We start from the raw sequence: 21,257 nt of genomic DNA, 5'->3' as shown, positions 1-21,257 counted from the left end.
AGGATCCACCTGTTCCCATCTCGAACACAGTAGTTAAGCTCATAAACGCCGAAAGTACTTGGCTGGAGACGGCCTGGGAGGATAGGAAGCTGCTGATTGATTAAAGGCACACTTGAGGGTGTGTCTTTTTTTTGTATGGCTTCCTATCCTCCCAGGGGACCTGGTAAGCAGGGCAGTAAAAGTAGGGCAGTAGAAGATGGAGGAGCAACGCGACGACAGATTCACTGCATCACTTTCTTCCGAACGTAAGATTTACCGAACTGCGAAGCAGTGAAGGGAAATCCACAGTAAGGAAGCAAGTAGGGCAAGTTAAAGGTAATAAGAATTAAACGACGACAGATTCACTGCATCGCTTAGTTCGGAGCGTAAGATGGATATGTAGCGCAGCTACATAGGTCCTTCCACAGCGACGAACACCCCGTATCCTGGAGCAAAGAACCGTACATAAGAACTCGCTGATTAACGAAATAGAGGGTCAACCAAAGGGTTGGCCCTCTATTTTTGTGCTCTAATGAGCACATTCTAATTCCTTCTAGAGCCGTTTTCAGCCAAGGTTGTAGAAGTATTGTCTATGTGTATTGATCAATAGAGACGGCGTGGGAAAAGTAGGGCAGTAGAAGATGGAGGAGCAATGCGACGACAGATTCACTGCATCACTTTCTTCCGAACGTAAGATTTACCAAGCCGCGAAGCGGTGAAGGAAAATCCACAGTGAGGAAGCAAGTAGGGCAAGTAAATAGAATAAAACGACATATGGGGCCCATACATCACTTTCTTCCGAACGTAAGATTTACCAAACTGCGAAGCAGAGAAGGGAAATCCACAGTGAGGAAGCAAGTAGGGCAAGCGAAAAGTAATTAGGATTAAACGACGTATGGGGCTCACACACCATCTTCTTCCGAACGTAAGATTTACCGAACTGCTAAGCGGTGAAGGGAAATCCACAGTGAGGAAGCAAGTAGGGAAAGTTAAAGGTAATAAGAATTAAGCGACGACAGATTCATTGCATCAACCGTTTTTATATTAATCTTATGAGGGATTTTCTTGATAATAGCCACTTATATGTGGTATTCTCATTATGTATGTAAGTCGATGGGAGTGATTATTTTATATGTATAAATATGGCAAGAGCTGTATTAAAAAGTTGTTATATTGTATTGCAATATGTATTGCAATTTTAGCGGTTTCGATTGGGGTTATGTGGGGACTGTCTTCAAATTACAAGTTATATGGTGTACCAGTACTTAATTATCATCAAATAAATGATGAGAAACACTCTGCTTTAACATTGCATGTGGATCAGTTTAAGGAGCAGATGGAATACCTCCATAATCATGGATATCATACGATATCATTGGATCAATTGTATGAGTATTTGCAAAATGGTACGGAGTTACCAGAGAAGCCAATCGTAATAACATTTGACGATGGTTATGTAGATAATTATGAACATGCATTGCCTATATTAAAAGCATATAATATGAAAGCTACTTTGTTCATGATTAGTGACGCAGCCAATACGCCTGGTTTTGTAAATACAGCACAAATGCGTCAAATGGAGACGGCAGGATTTGATATTCAAGGGCATACAAATCATCATAAGATACTAACTCATATGGATCCTACAGAATTGCCTGATGCCATTCTTGGTGGTAAAACATCTATGGAAGGTATTTTAGGAGAACCTATCAATTATTTGGCGTATCCTGGTGGTTTTAATGATATGCTCGTTCAATATGTTACTAAACAGTCTGGGTATAAAATGGCTTTCACAGTTCAACCAGGAACAGTAAAGCCAGGGGATAATTTATATGCTCTAAATCGACTAGCTGTATTCCAAGGAGATACACCGTATTTATCTTTCTGGTTGCGCCTACATTGTGCACCGCTTATTAAGTATACATGGGCATTGCGTGATACATTACGCGATAATGGATGGCCGATATTGGCGTCTATTGTGCCTTTATTTTAGGAGGAACTATGTCTTACGAAGTTGTAGCAAGACCATTACGTGTTGCAGTATTAACTGTATCTGATACTCGTACATTAGAAACTGATAAAGGAGGCAACAAGGTTCAAGAATTTTTGGAAGCAGCAAATCATATTGTAGCAGATCGCAAAATTGTAATTGATGATTGTGAGGCTATAATAAATGCTATGACTCCATGGTGTAATGATGAGTCTATTGATGTCATTATATCTACTGGGGGAACTGGTATTGCTATGAGAGATGTTACCATCGAGGCGGTAAATAGCTTATATGAAAAGCATATCCCAGGTTTTGGTGAAATCTTTAGATATTTATCCTATACGGAGGATATTGGAACAAAAGCAATGGCATCTCGTGCAGAAGCTGGTGTTAATAACAATACTTTAATGTTCTCCGTTCCTGGGTCTGTTGGGGCCGTCACCTTGGCGATGAGCAAACTAATCATTCCTGAAATGGGCCATTTGGTGCGAGAAATTACAAAATAATACATATATTGAGACTGTTCTTTTGAGAGCAGTCTTTTTATATATGATGACAATCAATATTTGATGGATATAAAAGTAGGTAATTGATTCATAAAATATGAGCATGAGAAGTAAGTGAATTAATTTATTCTGTTTAAAACAATACCATTGCAGTATTGTTTTATTTCATTTATACTAGATTTAGTAATACGTTTGTCCGAGTGCATGAGAAAGGAGACTTTATGAAGTTAAATCAGGCCACGGATTATGCATTTCGCATGGTCTTGCATATGGCGCTACTACCTTCGGGCTCGAAGGTAACTGGTGCTGTATTGGCTGAGCAAGAGTTGATTCCAGAACGCTTTTTGCTCAAGATTATGCGTAGTCTCATTGCAGCAGGAATTATGAAATCTTTCCGAGGGGTAGATGGCGGGTTTGCTCTGAATCGAAGCCCTCAAGAGATCTCGTTGCTTGATGTAATTAGAGCAGTAGAAGGGGATGCGTATTTACAACGTTGTTTATATGATGTAGGTTCTTGCTCTAAGTCTTGTAAGGGGCATTGCGCTATAAATGAAGCAATGGGCGTGATTCAGCATCAATTGATTAATCAGTTGGAAGCAGTTAATTTTAAGACCCTTGCCCAACGAGAACAGTTGATTATTGCTGAGGCTTGAGCTTTTTTACAGTCGCAATGATGCAAGGTTTTTTGTAAAAGCTCGTCAAGTGATGTTAGTATTTTATTCTAAGGAGGAAAACACATGTTTGAAGCTGTAGATTTAGCCCGATTGCAATTCGCGCTAACATCTATCTATCACTGGTTATTTGTGCCGTTCACACTAGGTATGACAGTGACTGTTGCTGCTTTAGAGTGGACCTATGTGTCGACTGGTAAAGAAGTATACAAAAAAATGGCTAAGTTCTGGGGGAAATTGTTCCTAATTAACTTTGCCATGGGTGTGGTGACTGGTATTGTTCAGGAATTCCATTTCGGTATGAACTGGGCAGAATATTCTCGTTTTATGGGTGACATTTTTGGTGCCCCATTGGCCCTTGAAGCATTAATGGCATTTTTCTTGGAATCTACATTCATGGGCGTTTGGATTTTCGGTTGGGACCGCTTACATAAATGTGTTCACGCCCTTGTAGCTACATTTGTAGCGTTAGGTACTAACTTATCTGCGTTCTGGATTCTCGTAGCCAACTCCTTTATGCAACATCCTGTAGGCTTTGTATTACGCAATGGCCGTGCAGAGATGGAAAATTTCCTGACCATCGTTCAAAATGGCTATGTACCTGGACAATTTTTCCATATCGTATTGAATGGTTTATTAACAGCTGGTGTAATTATTATGGCAATCAGTGCATGGCACTTATTGCGTAATAATGCGACAGAGTTCTACCGCCGCTCCGCTAAATGGGGCATGGTTATCGCACTTGTATTTGGTACTTTAGGTGCATTAGCTGGTCATCATCAAGGTCAATACATCACAAAAGTACAACCTATGAAAATGGCTGCTATGGAAGCGTTGTGGGAAACACAAGATCCAGCGCCATTCTCTTTGGTAGCTAATATTGATACTAAAGCACAAAAGAATACAGGTGCTCTTGAAATTCCTGGTGGTTTATCCTTCTTGACTCAAAACTCCTTTACGTCTGGTAAGGTAGAAGGTATCAAAGACCTTCAAGCAAAAGCGGAGGCTCAATATGGCCCTGGCAACTATATTCCAGATGTTCCAGCAATCTTCTGGACATTCCGTGTCATGGTAGCATCCGGTTCTCTTATGTTACTTGTTGCCTTTGTAGGTCTTATCCTAAATGCAAAAGACAAGCTTGTTGAAAATCGTACATTCTTAAAAATTATGTTCTGGATGTTGCCATTGCCATTCATCGCTCACTCCACTGGTTGGTTTGTAGCGGAAGCAGGTCGTCAACCATGGCTTGTATATGGTTTGCAATTGACTGCAGATGGTGCGTCTAAATCCGTAACGGCTCCAGAAATTATGACTACAATCATCGGCTTTACACTTGTGTATATCGTGGCTGCTATCGCGGCTATCTACCTTGCTGTAGAACACATTAAAAAAGGTCCAGATGGAAATCCATCTCATGATGTAGTTGAAAAAGAGGAGGCAAGATTATGGAATTAATTTTTAATAACCTTGAAGTGGTATGGTTTATCTTAATTACTGTACTATTCGCTGGCTTCTTCTTATTAGAAGGTTTTGACTATGGTACTGGTATTTTGTTGCCATTCATTGGTAAAACTGACGTTGAACGTCGACAAATGATCAATGCCTTAGGTCCAGTGTGGGATGGTAATGAAGTCTGGATGATTACTGCCGGAGGGGCATTATTCGCATCCTTCCCTCACGTGTATGCTACATTGTTTAGTGGATTCTACTTGGCTCTATTTTTGATGCTTGCAGCTCTTATTATTCGTGGTGTATCCTTTGAATTCCGTTCTAAGAGCCCTAATTTGTTATGGCGTAAAACATTCGACTACTGCATCTTCTTTGGTTCCTTGATTCCTGCACTATTGTGGGGTGTTACAGTAGGTAACTTGATTCAAGGTACTCCAATTGATGCAAGTATGACATATGTTGGTACTTTTTCTGATTTATTAAGTCCATACACCATACTTTGTGGTATTGCGTTCATTTTGGTATTTACATACCATGGTGGTTTATTTACTTCTATTAAAACAGCTGGTGCTGTTTCTGAGCGCGCTCGTGCGGCATCCTTGGTAGTAGGTGTTCCTACAGCTATCGGTGCATTGGCATTGGTAGGTGCAACTTACGTGTATACAGATTTGTTTAATTCTGTATTAGCTATAGTTTGCTTTGCATTAGCTATCATGTCCTTCCTCATTTCTTGGGGTGCAGCACGCACTCGAAATACAAAATGGGGTTTCTTATTCAGTTGTTTATCTGTTATTTCTGTAACAGCTGCATACTTTGCAGGTTTGTTCCCTCGCATCATGGTTTCTTCTTTGAATCCTGAGTGGAGCTTGACTATTACTAATGCAGCTAACTCTACTTATACGTTGACTTTGATGACTTGTGTAGCCTTCGTATTTGTGCCAATTATTTTGGTTTACCAATCTTGGGTATATTGGACATTCCGTCATCGTGTAACAGAAAAAGATTTACACTATTAATAGTATAGCTTTACAACTTATGTAAGTTGTAAAAATTAGGTCTTAATGTGAGGCGTGCCGTAGCGGCACGCCTCTTTTTTATGGTAAGATGAATATAATATTGATAAATTTAGATTCACTTGGACTCTTGTAGGCTTAGTAATAGGGATTTAAATTTGTTTGAGTTTATATATTTAAATAGATTTACCGTAGAGGATAGTATGATACAGCGTACCGCATTTAAAGCGCTGCTAGAACATAAAGGACCGCTTGTGCTACTCGGCTTAACCTGTTTAGTAGAAAGTCTGTCCATTGTTGGGCAAGCCTGGTTCTTTGGAACCTTAATAAATAATCTTATATTTTTGGAGCATACACTAGCTGACGAAACGAACACCATTATTTATTTGTTTATTGCTATTATTGTGAGATTGGTGGCTCATTATGTTCAAGAGGCGGTAGCAAATCATTTGGGAAGTGCTGTAAAAGCATCCTTTAGAGAACGCTCTTTGGCGCATATGTTTAAGCTCGGTATACAGCATAAGGAACGTCATGGCGATGTCATCCATATGCTTACCGATGGTTTAGAACAAGTAGATGCTTACATAGCACGTTACATTCCGCAGATTTTATATGCTATTATGATTCCTCTTATTATGGGGATTGCCATTGTAAATACATTGCCAATAATTGGTATTATTTTGATTGTTACGGTGCCTTTAATTCCATTTTTTATGATCTTGATTGGGAAGCAAGCTGATCGATTAAATAAGGAACAATGGGAACGTATGAGCTTCCTATCGGGGCATTTTTTAGATGTACTACAAGGGATTACTACGCTAAAGCTCTTTGGCCGTGCAAAGGATCAAATTAAGGTTATTGGTCGATTATCTCAAGAGTTTAAAGATTCCACTTTACGCGTGTTGCGCGTAGCCTTTTTATCTGCATTAGTACTTGAATTAGTGAGTACAATTAGTACTGCTCTGATTGCGGTATATTTAGGTCTAACCTTATTAGATGGTGAAGTCACATTCTTTTCAGCCTTCTTTATTTTGTTGTTAGCGCCGGAGTTCTATACTCCATTTAGACAATTGGGGGCAGCTTTCCACACAGGGATGGCAGGGAAAACATCTATTCTGAAGTATGAAGAATTCATGCAGCGTCCACCTTATTTACCAGTAGGTGGTGAGTCTAAACTTGATAAGCCTATACAGGAAATTGCAATTAAAGATTTAACTTTCACCTATAAAAATAGTGAGAATGGGGTACACCACATTACGCTGCAGGCTGAACGTAATGCACCTATTATGCTCGTTGGTGAAAGCGGAGCTGGTAAATCTACTATGGCCCATATTGTTGGAGGGTTTTTACAGGCTCCGAAAGGAACAGTTACTATCGATGGCATTGATATATGTGATTTAGATATCAACTGGTGGCGTCAGCAAATTACCTACGTGTCTCAGCATCCACATATTATGAAAGGGTCCTTACGAGAGGTTTTATCCTTTGGTATGGATGTAAGTGATGCAGATATTCTCGATGCTTGCAAAGAGGTTCAACTATTAGATGTTATTAATCGACAACAAGATGGGCTTGATGCGGTTATTGGAGAAGGTGGTTTAGGCCTTAGTGGTGGTGAACGACAGCGTATTGCTTTAGCTCGTGCATTCCTCCGAAAGGGTCAGGTGTTGATTCTTGATGAAGTGACAGCACATCTAGATGTAAAAACAGAATCCATTATAAGTGCAGCTATCCAGCGTTTGATGGAAAATAAGATTGTTATCATTATTGGACATCGCTTACAAACTATGCACTGGGCATCTAAACTATATGTCTTGAAAAATGGATTAATTATTCAAGAAGGTTCTTATCATGACCTACTTGAAGAAGAGGGGTATTTTAAAGACCTTGTTACATCTGGCTTAGGGCAATTATCAGCAACTCTTGAAGAACCATTGTATATTGGAAAACAATTTGATTCAGAGAATACATTGGTCGTAGATACACCTATCAATAGTACAGAGCATTTTGTTAAATTTGTTAAATATACTGAGACCTTTAAAGATAATGCAAAAGATTCTAATATGGGCTTACAAGGTTGGAAATTGTTGTTTTCTGTATTGAGTCCCGCTAAGTGGTCATTAGTATTGGCCTTGCTATTTACATTCTTAACAGTGTTTATGAATGTTGGGCTTTTGACAGTATCCTCTTGGCTATTGGCATCTGCCGCACTGCAACCAGGACTTACTTATTTAAGTCTTGCAATCGTAGGAGTTCGATTTTTCGGTGTTAGTCGTGCTGTATGTCGTTATTTTGAGCGCTATACATCTCATCGCATGGCATTCCAAGGACTCTATGGCTTGCGCTTGTGGTTTTATGCTCATTTGGAACCATTGGCACCTGCTATACTCAAACGGTTTGGGGCAGGTGATATGTTGGGACGCATCATGGGGGATATAGAGGTATTACAATTCTTCTACTTGCGCACTTTGATTCCACCCGTAGCAGCCGTTGCCTTGACTATATTGATTGCATATGGAGTTTCTACAATTGACAATAGTTTGATTATACCTATTCTTTTGTCGGCCTTCGTATTAGGTGTAATAGTACCTTTGGTTGTTTATTCGTATAATAAACAATCTTTACGTGCGATTGGGCCCCAACAAGGTGATTATAAAGCGCTTTTAAGTGATACTATGGATAGCCTGGAAGATGTGATTAGTTATGGTAATGAAGAAATGGTATATAAGCGTATTCAGCATATGATGCGTAATGTAGATGCTCAAAAAGGTACTATTGAGCGTGGCATGAATATGGGTAATACACTATTCATAGGCGGTGTTCAGTTAACTGTAGTTATTGTAGCTATTATGGCCTCTAATGCATTAACAGGTGCTTGGGCCAGTGTTATGGTAGCGGTGGCTGCCATTGGTACTCAGGCTTGGTTTGAAGCGTTACAACCTATGATCGCGGCAGTTCATCATGGTGCAGAAAGTAAAGTTGCTACAAGTCGTCTCATGGCTCTTAGTAATGAACCTATATCTATTGTAGATCCTATATCACCAAAATCATTTAATCCTAATGATGATATTATTTTTACAGATGTATCCTTTGGTTATGATGAATATCGCCATATTTATGAGAATCTTAGACTACATATTCAACAAGGACAATCTATTGCTATCGTTGGGGCTAGTGGATCTGGCAAGACGACATTGTTTAATATGCTTGAGCGACTATATGATTATGGTGGTTCCATTCGTATAGGTGCAGTGGAGTTGAAAGATATTTCAATTGATACTTGGCGTAATGCATTGGGAACTATAACTCAAGATACGTATATTTTTAATGCATCCTTTAAAGACAATATACGTCTTGCTAGACCTGAGGCGTCTAAAGAAGACTTAGAGCAAGCCATTAATCGCGCCTCATTGTGTTCCGTAGTCGAAAAATTACCAGAGGGGATGAATACGATTGTAGGTAGTGGAGGACAAGGTTTGAGTGGTGGCGAGCGTCAAAGAATTGCATTAGCTAGATTGTTCTTACGCAATCCTAAAATTATTTTATTAGATGAACCTTTAGAGGGTTTAGATCAAGTAACACGAAAAGCCTTGCATCGTGATTTGATGCATTATGTAGATGGTAAGACATGTCTATATATTACGCATCAATTGGAAGGTTTAGAACAAATGGATCGAATTATATTTATGGATAGAGGTCAAATTGTTGAAGATGGAACGTATGAAGAATTGATAGCTCTTCGAGGGTGTTTCTATGAATACTGTTATTTATCTATGGCAAGTATTCAATAAAACTAAATATCAATAAAAGTATCTATTACAAATGCTTGATTGTAGATTGGACAATATTTTAATTTCATGTTGCAATTTAAGACCTATTATGAATATTAAATTATAATAGGGACAATATTAAACTACAGTAATAAAGCCCCTTTTGCTATGTAAAAAGGGGCTTTAGTTATATTTATATTTAATAGTATATGTAGTATACTTTTATCGATAAATCATGCAACATATGGTATAATTTTTATATTAAAACCTATTTTTTCACCCTTGGAGGGGTTATGACTAAAATCTTCACCAAATTACGAGCTTTGGTGGATGAAGCATTATCTGATCGTGATGCGGTGGTGGATAAGGCACCTGTATTAGAGAAAGCGCCTTTAGAACAAGATTTGTTTGACCATCGTTTACTATATATTGAAGAAGATATGGTTAATCGCATGTTGCGTGCCGCTCTTCGCAATCATTGGTTCTTTTATGCTATAACATTTGAATTTGAACCAAACAATCAAATATTCCTATCCATTATTACAAAATGGGGGAATGTGATTAATGTGGAATTCACCTTAGAGGATCTATGGTTTGATGATTATTCATCATCTTTTGCAATTCGACTTGATACAAATAATATAGATACAGGTGGGTTTATTTTGAACTCTATTTTACACTTGTTGGGAAACTGGTGTCTCAGTCTTTTTGGTATATTCTTTAACCCTATTGCATTGGGAGAAAAAGGATCTACCGTACGCTTTGAGAAGAAAGGGATTATCCAGTTTGACTTATTGCCTAATACACAAGTGAAAAAATTCATACCTATGCCTGAGCGCCATATTGGTAGCAATGGACCTGTTTTGTTGGGGAACCCGCGTACCAGTCAATCTGTGTTGCAGTTAGATTACTATGCGTTCCATGATCCTGTAGATACTTTTACGGTGCCTGATGTGCCGACTCGCACTAGCTGGCTTCGTTCTATTGATATTGCAGCAGTTCTTTTGTTGCCAATTGGTGTATGGATTACATTTATTATCTTGCATCACTACTTACCGACGGAAACGTTAGAGTTCTCGTTCTCCACGTACTTTTTGATTTCATTGGGGATTTTCATCATTTCCTTCTTAGTTATGAATATTCCGCGGTATTTGTACATGTATTTTGATTCCCGCAAACAGTGGCAAAGTGCGTTTGTACATAACAATATCAAAATTCAAATGCGTAAACTACATCGTCGTATCTTCATGCAACAAGCTACATTGACATCTGATTGTGATGAGGATACAGCCAATGAAAGCCAGGAGCGAATCAAACACCTCTTGTTGCAAATTCGAGATAAGCGATTCCTTGCTAATCGTCTTAAAATTGCAGATGATGATAGAGCGCGTAAACAAAAGGTTAAGTTTATTATTGCTTATATCGGCTGTACATTGATTGAGTTGATGTTACTGATGAATTAATATCGTAAGAAATATAAAATATAAAAACGTATCTCTATGTGTGATATGTCCCCCTTTACTGGATATCCAATAAAATGGGGACATATCAATGAGAGATACGTTTTTTTGATTACAAGTTATTAATTTTGGTTATCGTTTTTTACGACGTTTTCGAGCTGGTTTGCGGTTTTCTTGTTTTTTGCTTGATACAGAAGTTTGTACTGATTCATATGTTGGCTGATTTACAGGCATAAATGGAGGATTACCGTATTGGTTAGGCTCAGGTTGTCCTGGCAATACCCAGAATAGGAAGCCGATGAGCCATATAAAAAGCTCTAGCATGTAATTGAATGGAGAGACAGCCGAGTAAGTATTAACGAAGATCATAATTATCGACCAAAGAATTCCTGCCCATGCATTGAAGCCGATGTCGTGAATACGACGACCAAATAAGACGCAAGATAATGGGAAGAGGGTTGCTAATAAGAGCCAGACAATGACTCTAGTCAACCAATATGCCGGTAAGGATACGACAAAGTCTAAGAGTATTTCATCGATATAGTGAACGATGTGGAATAAAATCATCAAAGCGATGAAGCATATGATAAATTGTAGTCTATTTAACCGTCCCGTCAGATTAAAAATCGATAGTCCCATGCGACGTCCTTGGAATGCAATGAGCAAACCAATGATACATATGAGCAATGTTCGTAATACAACATAAAGTAAGTCCATAAGTTCCCCTTCATTTTTAGCTTATAGTTGAGTTAATTCTGGCAAGATGAGCTCAAATGCAACACCATGTTTCATTGATTTTACTGTATCTAATGTAGCTTGAATCGCTTTGGTAGTAAAATTCATTGCCAGTTCTGCCGCATCATAAGGTGAATATCCTCTCATTACTGCACCTGATAATACAGCAGTAAAAATATCTCCTGTGCCTGTAGCTTTTACAGGTACTAGAGGAATCGAGTATGTTTTTAAAAGGTCTGTAGGACCATTATAGACGGCAATGACCGCATGCGTTTCCGATGGAACACTGGTCATGATAACCATTTCAGGCCCCATATGATGTAACTGTTTACACCGTTTGCGCAATTCATCCTCATTAATAGGGTCTGTCGAGAATGGAATATCTAATAAGAAGCAAGCCTCAGTATAGTTTGGTTTTACGATGTGAGCCTTAGATACGAGTTGGCGCATAGCTACAACCATATCAGGAGTATAAATGGAATAGAGGCGACCATCGTCGGCCATTGCGGGATCGACGATAACCATTTGGTCATTAGAGGCAAATCGATTGATAGCTTCTTCGACGAGGTGAATTTGTTCTGGCGATGCCAAGAAACCACTTACGATAGCGTGAAAGTCAATTTCGTTCTTATCCCAGCAGTCCATAAAATCTCTCATATGAGCAGATAAATCTACGAATTCATAGTGTGGATACTCTAAGTGATTGCTTAGTACCGCTGTTGCCAAAGGAACCGCCTGACAGCGCATGGCACTGATGATTGGAATCATAACGGTAAGAGCACAGCGTCCGATAGAGCTCATGTCTTGAATTGTTAAAACTCTAGGTACTGCTGTCATAGACACCTCCAAATAAATATATATTTTATTGTACGTTATGTAAGGCTTTCTGTAAATGTAATGATGTTAATCATGAAATTAACTTCATAGTGTAGTATAATAAAACGAATAGACTTTTTATGGAGGAAAGTGACAATGACAAGGTATGTATTTCGACGCCTAGGTGGCGCAATCATAATCTTATGGGTCATCATTACTGTAACGTTTGCACTAATGCATGCGATACCTGGTGGGCCTTTTACAACAGAAAAGAAATTACCGCCTCAGGTGAAAGCAAGTATCGAGGCAAAGTATCATCTCGATGATCCTGTGTGGAAACAATATGGAGACTATTTAGGTGGCGTCATTACAGGTGACTTGGGCCCATCATTTAAGTATGAAGGCCGTAGTGTAAACGATATTATTAGCGATGCATTTCCAATTTCCGCGCAGCTCGGTTTATTATCTTTAATGGTCGCTGTAGTTGGTGGTATTACAGCTGGTGCTATAAGCGCTATGAGACCTAATAGTATTGTGGACTATGCGGTGACTATATTATCTACAATCGGTATATCTGTGCCTACATTTATTATCGGTGCTGTCCTTGTGTACATAGTAGGCTTTGAACTGGGCTGGTTCCCGGTAGCTTTATGGCGTGGCCCATCTTATATGGTGTTGCCTGTGTTAACATTAGCAGCACAACCGATGGCCTTTATTGCTCGTTTAACGCGTAGTGGTTTACTTGATGTGTATCAACAAGAATACATTCGTACAGCTCGTGCAAAAGGTCTAGGTTCTTGGACGATTTTGACTCGTCATGCACTAGGTAATGCGATTTTGCCAGTTATTACGTACTTAGGCCCATTGGCAGCTAGCTTGTTAACGGGTAGCTTTATCGTTGAAACAATTTTTGCGATTCCTGGGTTAGGTCAGTATTTTGTAACATCAATTTATAACCGTGATTATACAGTTATTCTTGGTATTACAATTTTCTATAGTGCTCTTGTAGTATTTCTTAATATTTTGGTGGATATGATCTATCCATTAATCGATCCACGCGTTACAACAGAGGAGGGTTCGAATGAATAAGGAAGACTTTTTACCTATTGAACGGGCCCCTCAAGAAGAGATTACTAGTTTTATAAAGCGTCCTAGTAAATGGGAGAAATTTAAGGTAAATCGTTTGGCCGTAGTCGGGGCGAGCATCATCTTAGTGATGATTGTACTTGCTATCTTAGGGCCACTTATTTCACCTTATACATATGCGGATCAATCTTTAATCGATGCGAACCAAAGTCCAAGCTTTAGTCATTGGTTTGGTACGGATACATTGGGCCGTGATATTTATACGCGTGTTATGTATGGTGCGCGTATTTCCTTAACCATTGGTTTTGTGGCAGCTTTCATCAACCTTGTAATCGGCGTTGCCTATGGCGGTATTGCAGGTTATATGGGTGGTAAAGTAGACCGTATCATGATGGGCATTGTAGATGTTTTGTACGGCATTCCACTTTTACTATATGTTATCTTGTTGATGGTTGTACTTGGACCCGGTCTTATATCTATTTTCGTAGCATTAGGTATTGCGTACTGGCTTAATATGGCTCGTATCGTACGTAGCCAAATTTTGAAAGTTAAAAACGAAGAATACATCATCGCAGCAGAATCCATGGGTATTCCGAAGTATCGCATTTTATTACGTCATATTTTACCAAACTGTGTAGGGCCTATCATTATTACTTTAACATTGGCCATTCCAGAGGCAATTTTTACAGAAGCATTTCTTAGTTTTATCGGCTTAGGTGTAAATGCACCTATGGCGAGCTGGGGCGTATTAGCTTCTGAAGGGATTAGTAGCATGCGCTCCTATCCATTCCAATTGATTTTCCCAGCTGTTGCTATTAGTGTTACCATGCTTGGTTTCGCTTTCCTTGGCGATGGCTTGCGCAATGTATTAGACCCTAAGGAAGGAGATAGATAATGAATAACGCTATTGTTGATGTGCGTAATGTATCCATTACCATCAATACCTTCCAAGGCCCGTTGCGAGTTATTCGCAATCAAGATATTTCCTTAGAGCGTGGTGAGATATTAGGTATTGTAGGTGAATCTGGATGTGGTAAATCCGTTTTAGTTAACTCTTTAATGGGCTTATTGCCATATGGTAAAACTAAAATTAAAGCGGATACATTTATGATTGATGGTCACGATTGTCTTGGATTTACTGAAGATGATTGGAATGAACTTCGTGGTACGACGGTTGCCATGGTGTTCCAAGATCCTATGACCTCTTTGAATCCTATCATGACGATTGGGGAGCAAATGTATGAGGTTATCCATCGTACAAATGCGTATGGTGAAGATTACGATGAAAGGGCCATTGCCATCGATTTGTTGAAGAAGATGGGCCTATCTACACCGGAACGACGTTTGTCTCAATATCCTCATGAGTTGAGTGGCGGTATGCGTCAACGCGTATGTATCGCTATGGCGGTGGCCGGTCGTCCTAAGATTTTGATATGTGATGAGCCCACAACAGCTCTTGATATTACTACAGAGGCACAAATTTTGCGCCTTATGCAAACGTTAGCCGTAGAGGCTGGCATTGGTATCATCTTTATTTCTCACAACTTACGTGTTATCGCTCAAATTTGCGATCGTGTTATGGTTATGTACGCAGGTAAATGTGTTGAGTCTGCTACGGTAGATGGTATCTTTAGCGAACCTCGTCATCCATATACATTGGGGCTATTACTAGCATTGCCACAAGGTAAATGGCATGGTGAATTGAAGGCCGTTGAAGGTCAACCTCCTGATTTATTTGACTTACCACGTGGATGCGCTTTTAATCCTCGTTGTAAGTGGGCTATGCGAATTTGTGGTAATCGGGTTCCGATGGTTACAAATGTTGGTGAAAGTCATCAGTTTACATGTTGGTTAGCTAAGTTGGAGGGACTTTAATGAGTTACGTATGGGAGACTGACAATCTCGTTAAAGAGTTCACCCTGTCAGGCGGCTTATTTAAGCCAAAACAAACGGTACACGCTGTACAAGGCGTGAGCCTATATCAATCACCAGGGGAAACCCTTGGTATCGTAGGTGAATCTGGATGTGGTAAATCTACATTTGGTTATACCTTGATGGGATTACATCAAGCTACATCTGGTTCTATTTATATGAATGGTCAATATATCAATCCTTATGTAGATAGAAAGGCTGTACATCCAGTGATGCAAATGGTATTCCAAAATCCTTATGCATCCCTTAATCCACGACTTACAGTTAATGCGATTTTAGAGGAGCCTTTAGAATTGGACCCGAAGTACACACCTCGGGATCGAGTTATTCGCGTAAAAGAGGTGCTTGACCAAGTTGGCTTAAATATGTCTTTTGGTGAGCGTTATGCTCATGAATTATCTGGTGGTCAACGTCAACGTATCGGCATTGCACGGGCTCTTATTATGCAGCCTCAATGTATCATCTGTGATGAGCCGATTTCTGCGTTAGATGTGTCGATTCAAGTACAAATTATGACATTACTTGAACGTTTACAAGAACAGCATGGTATTTCGTACCTCTTTATTTCTCATGATTTAAACATGGTGCGTTACATTAGTCATCGCATGGTTGTTATGTATTTAGGTGCTGTTATGGAAGAAGGTCCTGCATTGGACTTATATGAATTTCCACAACATCCGTATACCCGTGCATTGACGGCCTTAAATGGTCCAGTTATGCCACATGCACCAATTGGGGCACCTCTTAAAGGGGATCCACCAAATCCACTAGAACCGCCAAAAGGCTGTTTGTTTAGTGGTCGATGCCCAGAAGCGGAAGGGCGTTGTTTTACAGAACGTCCACCACTTCGAGACTGGGCTGATCGCCGCATCGCATGCTGGCACATATAATGGGAGAATAGTATGGAAAAACTAATTGTTGGCAAGTCCCTGGAACATCAACTAGATACAGTCATTAAAGAATTGGCTCCAGCAGGAAATATATCTTATGCAGTGTTACAATTTGATGATGAAGAGGAACCAACACTCATCGCAGCTAGAGGTGAAAATACTGTACATTCTAGTGCGAGTTTAATTAAGGTACTTATTATGGAATATGTCTTTCATTTAGCTCGTACTGAGCAATTGGACATTAATGATACCGTTCCTTTATCTAGAACTCCACGCGTTGAAGGTGGCGGCGCACTACAAGAGTTAGTTGGTAAACACAGTTTTACCTATCTTGAGTTGTGCCGTCTCATGATGGTTCTTAGTGATAATATTGCGACAAATCTACTCATCACAGTGCTTGGTATGGAAAACATCAATGCACGAGCAGAACAGCTTGGTCTGGATGAGATGGAGCTTAATCGCATGATGATGGACCTTAAAGCCTTGGCTGAAGGGCGTGATAATTACATTACAGCCATGTCACTAGCTCGTCTGTATAAACATATTTTTGAATGTCGTGATAGAGATGCTTATGGCCGAGAAATGTGGAATATTTTAGGTCGCCAACAATTCCGTGATATCTTACCATTTTACTGGGGAGAAGGCATACGCTTTCACCATAAAACAGGATCCCTTGATCGCGTAGAGCATGATGGGGGTGTAATAGAAACATTTAGAGGTCATTTCTGCTTTATTCTTTTAATGAGCGATATCGATAATGACCGAGGTAAAGAGTTAGGCGCTCAAGTTGGGCGCATCATGAAAGAATTTGTAGAGGAAGCATTGCCATGATGGATAAACGAAACTTGTTAAAACTCATGGTCCTCGCTCTAGGGGTGAGTGTACTCTTATTCGTATTTGGGTACCCGCGTGGTGTTCAACCAATCGATGAACACACAATCCGCTATGTTATTGAGCAGGAACCATCCACATTGGATCCCGCAAAGTCTACTACCTCTCCGGAGGCTACGGTTCAACTTCAATTATTCGATGGTCTAGTTCGTTTGAATGATGAAAGTGAACCAGAAGCAGCACTTGCTAAAAATTGGGAAATCTCCGATGATGGCCGTGAGTATACCTTCCATTTACGACCTAATTTGAAATGGTCTAATGGAGAGCCTTTGACGGCTTATGACTTTGAATACGCTTGGAAACGCGTATTAGACCCTGAAGTCCATGCGGACAATGCATACATGCTATATGTATTGAAAAATGGCGAAGCCTTTAATACTGGCAAAGCCACGGCTGAAGAGGTTGGTGTTAAGGCTACTGATGAGGATACATTGGTAGTTACCTTAGAAAATCCAACAGCTTATTTCTTGAAACTATTAGCGTCTCATAGCTATTATCCAGTGAGCAAAAAAGCAGTAGAGGCTCATGAAAATTGGGCAGCTAATGCGGAAACTATAGTATCCAATGGTCCATATCGCTTGCTTTCTTGGAAGCATAATGGGGAAATGGATTTCATCAAGAATCCAAATTATTGGGACGCAGAATCTGTGAAAACAGAGAAAATGAATTGGCCTATTAGTGAGTCTCAAAGTACGCGTCTCACCTTAGTTGAAGGTGGCGAAGCTGATATGACTGTTGAGCCTCCTGTAGCGGATCAAAAACGTTTAGAAGAAGCAGGCTTATTACATATTGGCCCTATGCTTGGTAACTATTATTACGTATTCAATGTGAAAGCAGAACCTTTCACAGATCCAAATGTGCGTAAAGCCTTTTCTATGGTTATCAACCGTGCTAACATTGTTAATAATATTGTTAGAGGCGGTAAAGAACCAGCTTATGCGTTTGTACCATATGGTATGCTCGAAAGCAATGGCCGTGAAGACTTCCGTGAAGCTGGTAGTTATCTCGTATACGAAGATGTAGAGCAAGCCAAGAAAATCCTTAAAGAGGCTGGCTATGGTAAGAATCGTCCATTGCCACAAATTACGATTTTGTATAATACAAGTGAATTACATAAAGCTATTGCAGAAGCGATTCAAGATGCTTGGATAAATGCATTTGGTGCAGATGTACGCTTACAAAATCAAGAGACAAAGGTATTCTTAGCAGACCGTGAAGCTGGTAAGTACCAAGTTGCGCGCGCTTCTTGGGTTGCTGATTATAGCGATCCACAAAACTTCTTAGAGGTATTCTCTGCTGAAGATAATGATGGACAGTACCATAGTGATGAGTATAATGAGTTGATTGCTCGCATTCGTACAACTCCAAATGGGGCTGCTCGTGATGCGTTGATGCATGAAGCAGAAAAAATGATCTTTGATGAATCTCTTGTTATGCCGTTGTACTTTACAACACAACCATATGTAACAAACGGAACAATTCAAAATTATTTCTGGACCACATTGGGCCTTGTTGACTTTAAAAAAGCATACAAATAAGATACACTTAAGACGTACACCTGATGTACGTCTTTTGTTGTATCTTATGAATATGTTTTATAGATTTGTTTCTACAAATAAGTATATAAATTTTGAATTACGCCATAAACTTTACATTATGCTACATACTTTTTTTACATATGTTTTATAAATTACGTTACAAATATGGTATGTTAATATTGATGCATTAGAAGTTAACTGGTATTTTTTGAGGATATATGGACTGGATTGAACCAAAACGTTTGGCACCGGGAATGACCATAGGTATTATGGCACCTGCTAGTGCTGGCGATGAAGATTTACATAGAATAGAAGAAATTTGTAAGGCTAAAGGCTATAAGGTGCTTGTGGGTGAAAGTGCAAGCCGAAAGGGGCTATATGGAGGCACACCTGAGGAGCAAGCCGCAGAGTTTCAATACATGATGACTACAGCCCCTTGTGATGCGGTGCTCGCCTTACGGGGTGGTTATGGCACGATGCGCTATTTAGAACGACTGGATTATAAAGCGATTCGCAAGTATCGTAAGGCTTTTGTTGGATACAGTGATTGTACAGCGCTCCATATGGCTATCAATCGATACAGTCGCCTTATTACGTATCATGGGCCTATGGGGGTAGATTTTAAAGCAGAACGTAAGGCAGATATTGATGCATTATTTAATGTTTTAGAAGGTAAATTAAAAGTTATAGAACCTTTGCCAGAACCTCCTAGAGGTGCGATTGGTACCGAGCTAGGAGAAGGGATTTTGCGTGGTGGTAATATGACGATATTATCCGTTCTGTCAGGAACACCTTATTTTTTAGAGGATGAATCTTGGGAGGATACCTTACTATTTATTGAAGATGTAGGGGAGGCTCCTTATAAGCTGGATCGTATGTTACAACAATTTCGCCTCAGTGGTTTGTTGAGTCGCATTAAAGGCTTAGTGATTGGCACCTTTACAGATTGTGAAGGAGATGAAGATGAACGAGATTATGACTTAGGTTATGAAGCATTGCGCTACATGGAGGAAAATAGAAATCCAGAAATGCCAGATCCCTTTGCATGCTATGTGCCAACGGGACATGGTTCACCACATCAAACCTTACCGCTAGGAGCGACGATTAGCTTTAGATATATTTCTAATACCATCATCGTTCATCCTTATACGAAATAGATAAGAGCTTTTAGGTGAACGATTTTAGTTAACAGACAAACAGATAAACAGATATTAGATAAAAATAGTAGTTACCGAGATATTAGGTAATAAAATATTAGATAATAAAGATATTAGATAACAATAAGGGGAGTTATGACACTACAAGAACGAGAGGCTCGTGCCTGTGCCATCATAGATAATATGGCACCGGAATTACGTGCTATTTCCTTATATTTACACGATAATCCAGAATTGGGCTTGAATGAGCATAAAGCAGTAAAGGCAATTCACCAATTCTTAGAAAAACAGAATTTTATATCTCAAGTAGGTCTCGCCGACATGCGTGAGTTACAAACCGCGTTGAGAGCCGACTATAGAGGTAATGCTAAATATAAAATCGCATTCTTAGGAGAATATGATGCCTTACCTGAGCTCGGTCATGGTTGTGGTCATAATCTTATTGCCATGATGAGCTTAGGTGCTGCTGTTGCTTTCAGTCAAAGTGCGCCACAGGATTGGGGAACGACTTTCTTTGGTTGCCCTGCAGAGGAAACTATCGGTGGTAAGGTATATATGGCAGAGGCTGGTCTTTTTAAAGGCTATGAGGCAGCACTTATCATTCATCCAGGTGGAGAAAATGAGGTGGGCGGTACATCCTTGGCGACACATCCTCTAGAGGTTACGTTCCATGGACGTTCTTGTCATATTGCATCCTTAACAGATTCAGGAATCAATGCCTTAGATTGTGCGGTAGACTTATATCAAAGGGTAAAAGATTTAAAAAAGACCTTTCCTAAAGGTGCTATTGTAGGTGCCATCTTTACAGAGGCAGGTACGGCACCAAATGTGGTTACACCAAAGGCTACGATTCGTATGACTGTTCGTGGTAGTACAGTGGATGATTTAGAAGGTATTATTTTGCCGGCTATTAAAGAGGCAGCCCAAGAAATCGGTTCATCCTATGGAGCTCAAGTTGAGATGCATCACTATGAGCCACTCTTTAAGGATATGCGTCAAGATAAACAGTTATTAAATCTCTTTAAAGATGTGATGACTGAATTTGGTGAAAGCCCACGAATATTGCCTGATGATGAGGCGGATGGTAGCACTGATGTAGGTAATGTGTCTTACGAAGTACCAACAGCACAGCCTACCTTGCAGATTGGATTAGGTTTAGAAGCGCATACGCCAGAATTTACTTGTGCTGCTGGATCTGACTATGGGTTAGACCAAGCTATTAAAGGAGCTAAGATTATGGCTGTTGTAGCCTTGCGTTATGCGATGTGTAAGTAAGTTCAATTTTTGACATATAGAGGTCAAAAAGGTACAATAGATATAATATTTAAGTAAGTATGAAATAAGCCGTCTTCAACAAGACGGCTTTTATTCCGG

General features: G+C 39.7%; 17 protein-coding genes and 1 rRNA gene. 16 read left to right on the top strand and 2 right to left on the bottom strand.

Features of this window, described 5'->3' with window-relative positions; all coding sequences use genetic code 11:
• From rrf to E7K77_RS08910, 8 genes are all read left to right on the top strand, one after another.
• Window positions 1-98: ribosomal RNA gene (gene rrf, locus E7K77_RS08945) — 5S ribosomal RNA — on the top strand; the annotation flags it as partial.
• Window positions 99-1,111: 1,013 nt separating this feature from the next.
• Complete coding sequence (locus E7K77_RS08940) at window positions 1,112-1,972, top strand: polysaccharide deacetylase family protein (protein WP_024061146.1); 861 nt, start codon at window positions 1,112-1,114, stop codon at window positions 1,970-1,972.
• A gap of 8 nt (window positions 1,973-1,980) precedes the next feature.
• Window positions 1,981-2,475: a MogA/MoaB family molybdenum cofactor biosynthesis protein gene (locus E7K77_RS08935; protein ID WP_155086521.1), complete on the top strand. Its 495-nt coding sequence runs from the start codon at window positions 1,981-1,983 to the stop codon at window positions 2,473-2,475.
• 221 nt (window positions 2,476-2,696) lie between these two features.
• Complete coding sequence (locus tag E7K77_RS08930) at window positions 2,697-3,128, top strand: RrF2 family transcriptional regulator (protein ID WP_195213611.1); 432 nt, start codon at window positions 2,697-2,699, stop codon at window positions 3,126-3,128.
• 84 nt (window positions 3,129-3,212) lie between these two features.
• The gene (locus E7K77_RS08925) at window positions 3,213-4,601 is read left to right on the top strand and encodes a cytochrome ubiquinol oxidase subunit I (RefSeq protein ID WP_004695363.1); all 1,389 of its coding nucleotides are present in this window, start codon (window positions 3,213-3,215) and stop codon (window positions 4,599-4,601) included.
• Entirely contained in the window at window positions 4,592-5,611 is a 1,020-nt protein-coding gene (gene cydB, locus E7K77_RS08920; protein ID WP_008603507.1) for a cytochrome d ubiquinol oxidase subunit II, read from the top strand. The genes E7K77_RS08925 and cydB overlap by 10 nt, the downstream gene beginning before the upstream one ends.
• A 200-nt stretch (window positions 5,612-5,811) precedes the next feature.
• Window positions 5,812-9,399: a thiol reductant ABC exporter subunit CydD gene (gene cydD / locus E7K77_RS08915; RefSeq protein WP_325306526.1), complete on the top strand. Its 3,588-nt coding sequence runs from the start codon at window positions 5,812-5,814 to the stop codon at window positions 9,397-9,399.
• Window positions 9,400-9,671: 272 nt separating this feature from the next.
• Window positions 9,672-10,841, top strand: coding sequence for a hypothetical protein (locus E7K77_RS08910; protein ID WP_156696945.1), 1,170 nt, complete (start codon window positions 9,672-9,674; stop codon window positions 10,839-10,841).
• Window positions 10,842-10,970: 129 nt separating this feature from the next.
• On the opposite strand, the gene E7K77_RS08905 is transcribed toward E7K77_RS08910, so the two are convergent.
• Together E7K77_RS08905 and E7K77_RS08900 are read right to left on the bottom strand one after the other, a co-directional pair.
• Complete coding sequence (locus E7K77_RS08905) at window positions 10,971-11,555, bottom strand: DUF805 domain-containing protein (protein WP_325306525.1); 585 nt, start codon at window positions 11,553-11,555, stop codon at window positions 10,971-10,973.
• A gap of 21 nt (window positions 11,556-11,576) precedes the next feature.
• Window positions 11,577-12,410 (bottom strand): pyridoxamine kinase, encoded by an 834-nt coding sequence (locus E7K77_RS08900; protein WP_325306524.1) that lies wholly within the window; start codon window positions 12,408-12,410, stop codon window positions 11,577-11,579.
• Window positions 12,411-12,545: 135 nt separating this feature from the next.
• On the opposite strand from E7K77_RS08900, the gene E7K77_RS08895 reads away from it, so the two are divergent.
• The 8 genes from E7K77_RS08895 (at window position 12,546) to E7K77_RS08860 (ending at window position 21,158) form a co-directional block, all read left to right on the top strand.
• Entirely contained in the window at window positions 12,546-13,478 is a 933-nt protein-coding gene (locus E7K77_RS08895; RefSeq protein ID WP_325306522.1) for an ABC transporter permease, read from the top strand.
• A complete protein-coding gene (locus E7K77_RS08890; RefSeq protein WP_325306520.1) occupies window positions 13,471-14,370 on the top strand; it encodes an ABC transporter permease in 900 nt (299 codons plus the stop codon). Before E7K77_RS08895 ends, E7K77_RS08890 begins: the two co-directional genes overlap by 8 nt.
• Window positions 14,370-15,350, top strand: a complete 981-nt coding sequence (locus E7K77_RS08885) for an ABC transporter ATP-binding protein (protein WP_325306519.1) — start codon at window positions 14,370-14,372, stop codon at window positions 15,348-15,350. Before E7K77_RS08890 ends, E7K77_RS08885 begins: the two co-directional genes overlap by 1 nt.
• Window positions 15,350-16,297, top strand: coding sequence for an ABC transporter ATP-binding protein (locus tag E7K77_RS08880; RefSeq protein WP_308521222.1), 948 nt, complete (start codon window positions 15,350-15,352; stop codon window positions 16,295-16,297). The genes E7K77_RS08885 and E7K77_RS08880 overlap by 1 nt, the downstream gene beginning before the upstream one ends.
• A gap of 12 nt (window positions 16,298-16,309) precedes the next feature.
• Window positions 16,310-17,128, top strand: coding sequence for a serine hydrolase (locus tag E7K77_RS08875; RefSeq protein ID WP_314984060.1), 819 nt, complete (start codon window positions 16,310-16,312; stop codon window positions 17,126-17,128).
• On the top strand, window positions 17,125-18,726 hold the full coding sequence (locus E7K77_RS08870; protein WP_314984059.1) for a peptide ABC transporter substrate-binding protein: 1,602 nt from the start codon (window positions 17,125-17,127) through the stop codon (window positions 18,724-18,726). The genes E7K77_RS08875 and E7K77_RS08870 overlap by 4 nt, the downstream gene beginning before the upstream one ends.
• A 218-nt stretch (window positions 18,727-18,944) precedes the next feature.
• The gene (locus E7K77_RS08865; protein WP_325306516.1) at window positions 18,945-19,883 is read left to right on the top strand and encodes a S66 peptidase family protein; all 939 of its coding nucleotides are present in this window, start codon (window positions 18,945-18,947) and stop codon (window positions 19,881-19,883) included.
• A 135-nt stretch (window positions 19,884-20,018) separates the two neighbouring features.
• Complete coding sequence (locus E7K77_RS08860) at window positions 20,019-21,158, top strand: amidohydrolase (protein WP_325306515.1); 1,140 nt, start codon at window positions 20,019-20,021, stop codon at window positions 21,156-21,158.
• The last annotated feature ends 99 nt before the right edge of the window (window positions 21,159-21,257 follow it).

Origin of the sequence: Veillonella parvula (assembly GCF_032577575.1) — a bacterium.
GTDB lineage: Bacteria > Bacillota > Negativicutes > Veillonellales > Veillonellaceae > Veillonella.
Note: the sequence above shows the minus strand (reverse complement) of the source record. Positions and strands in the feature narration are given on the sequence as shown.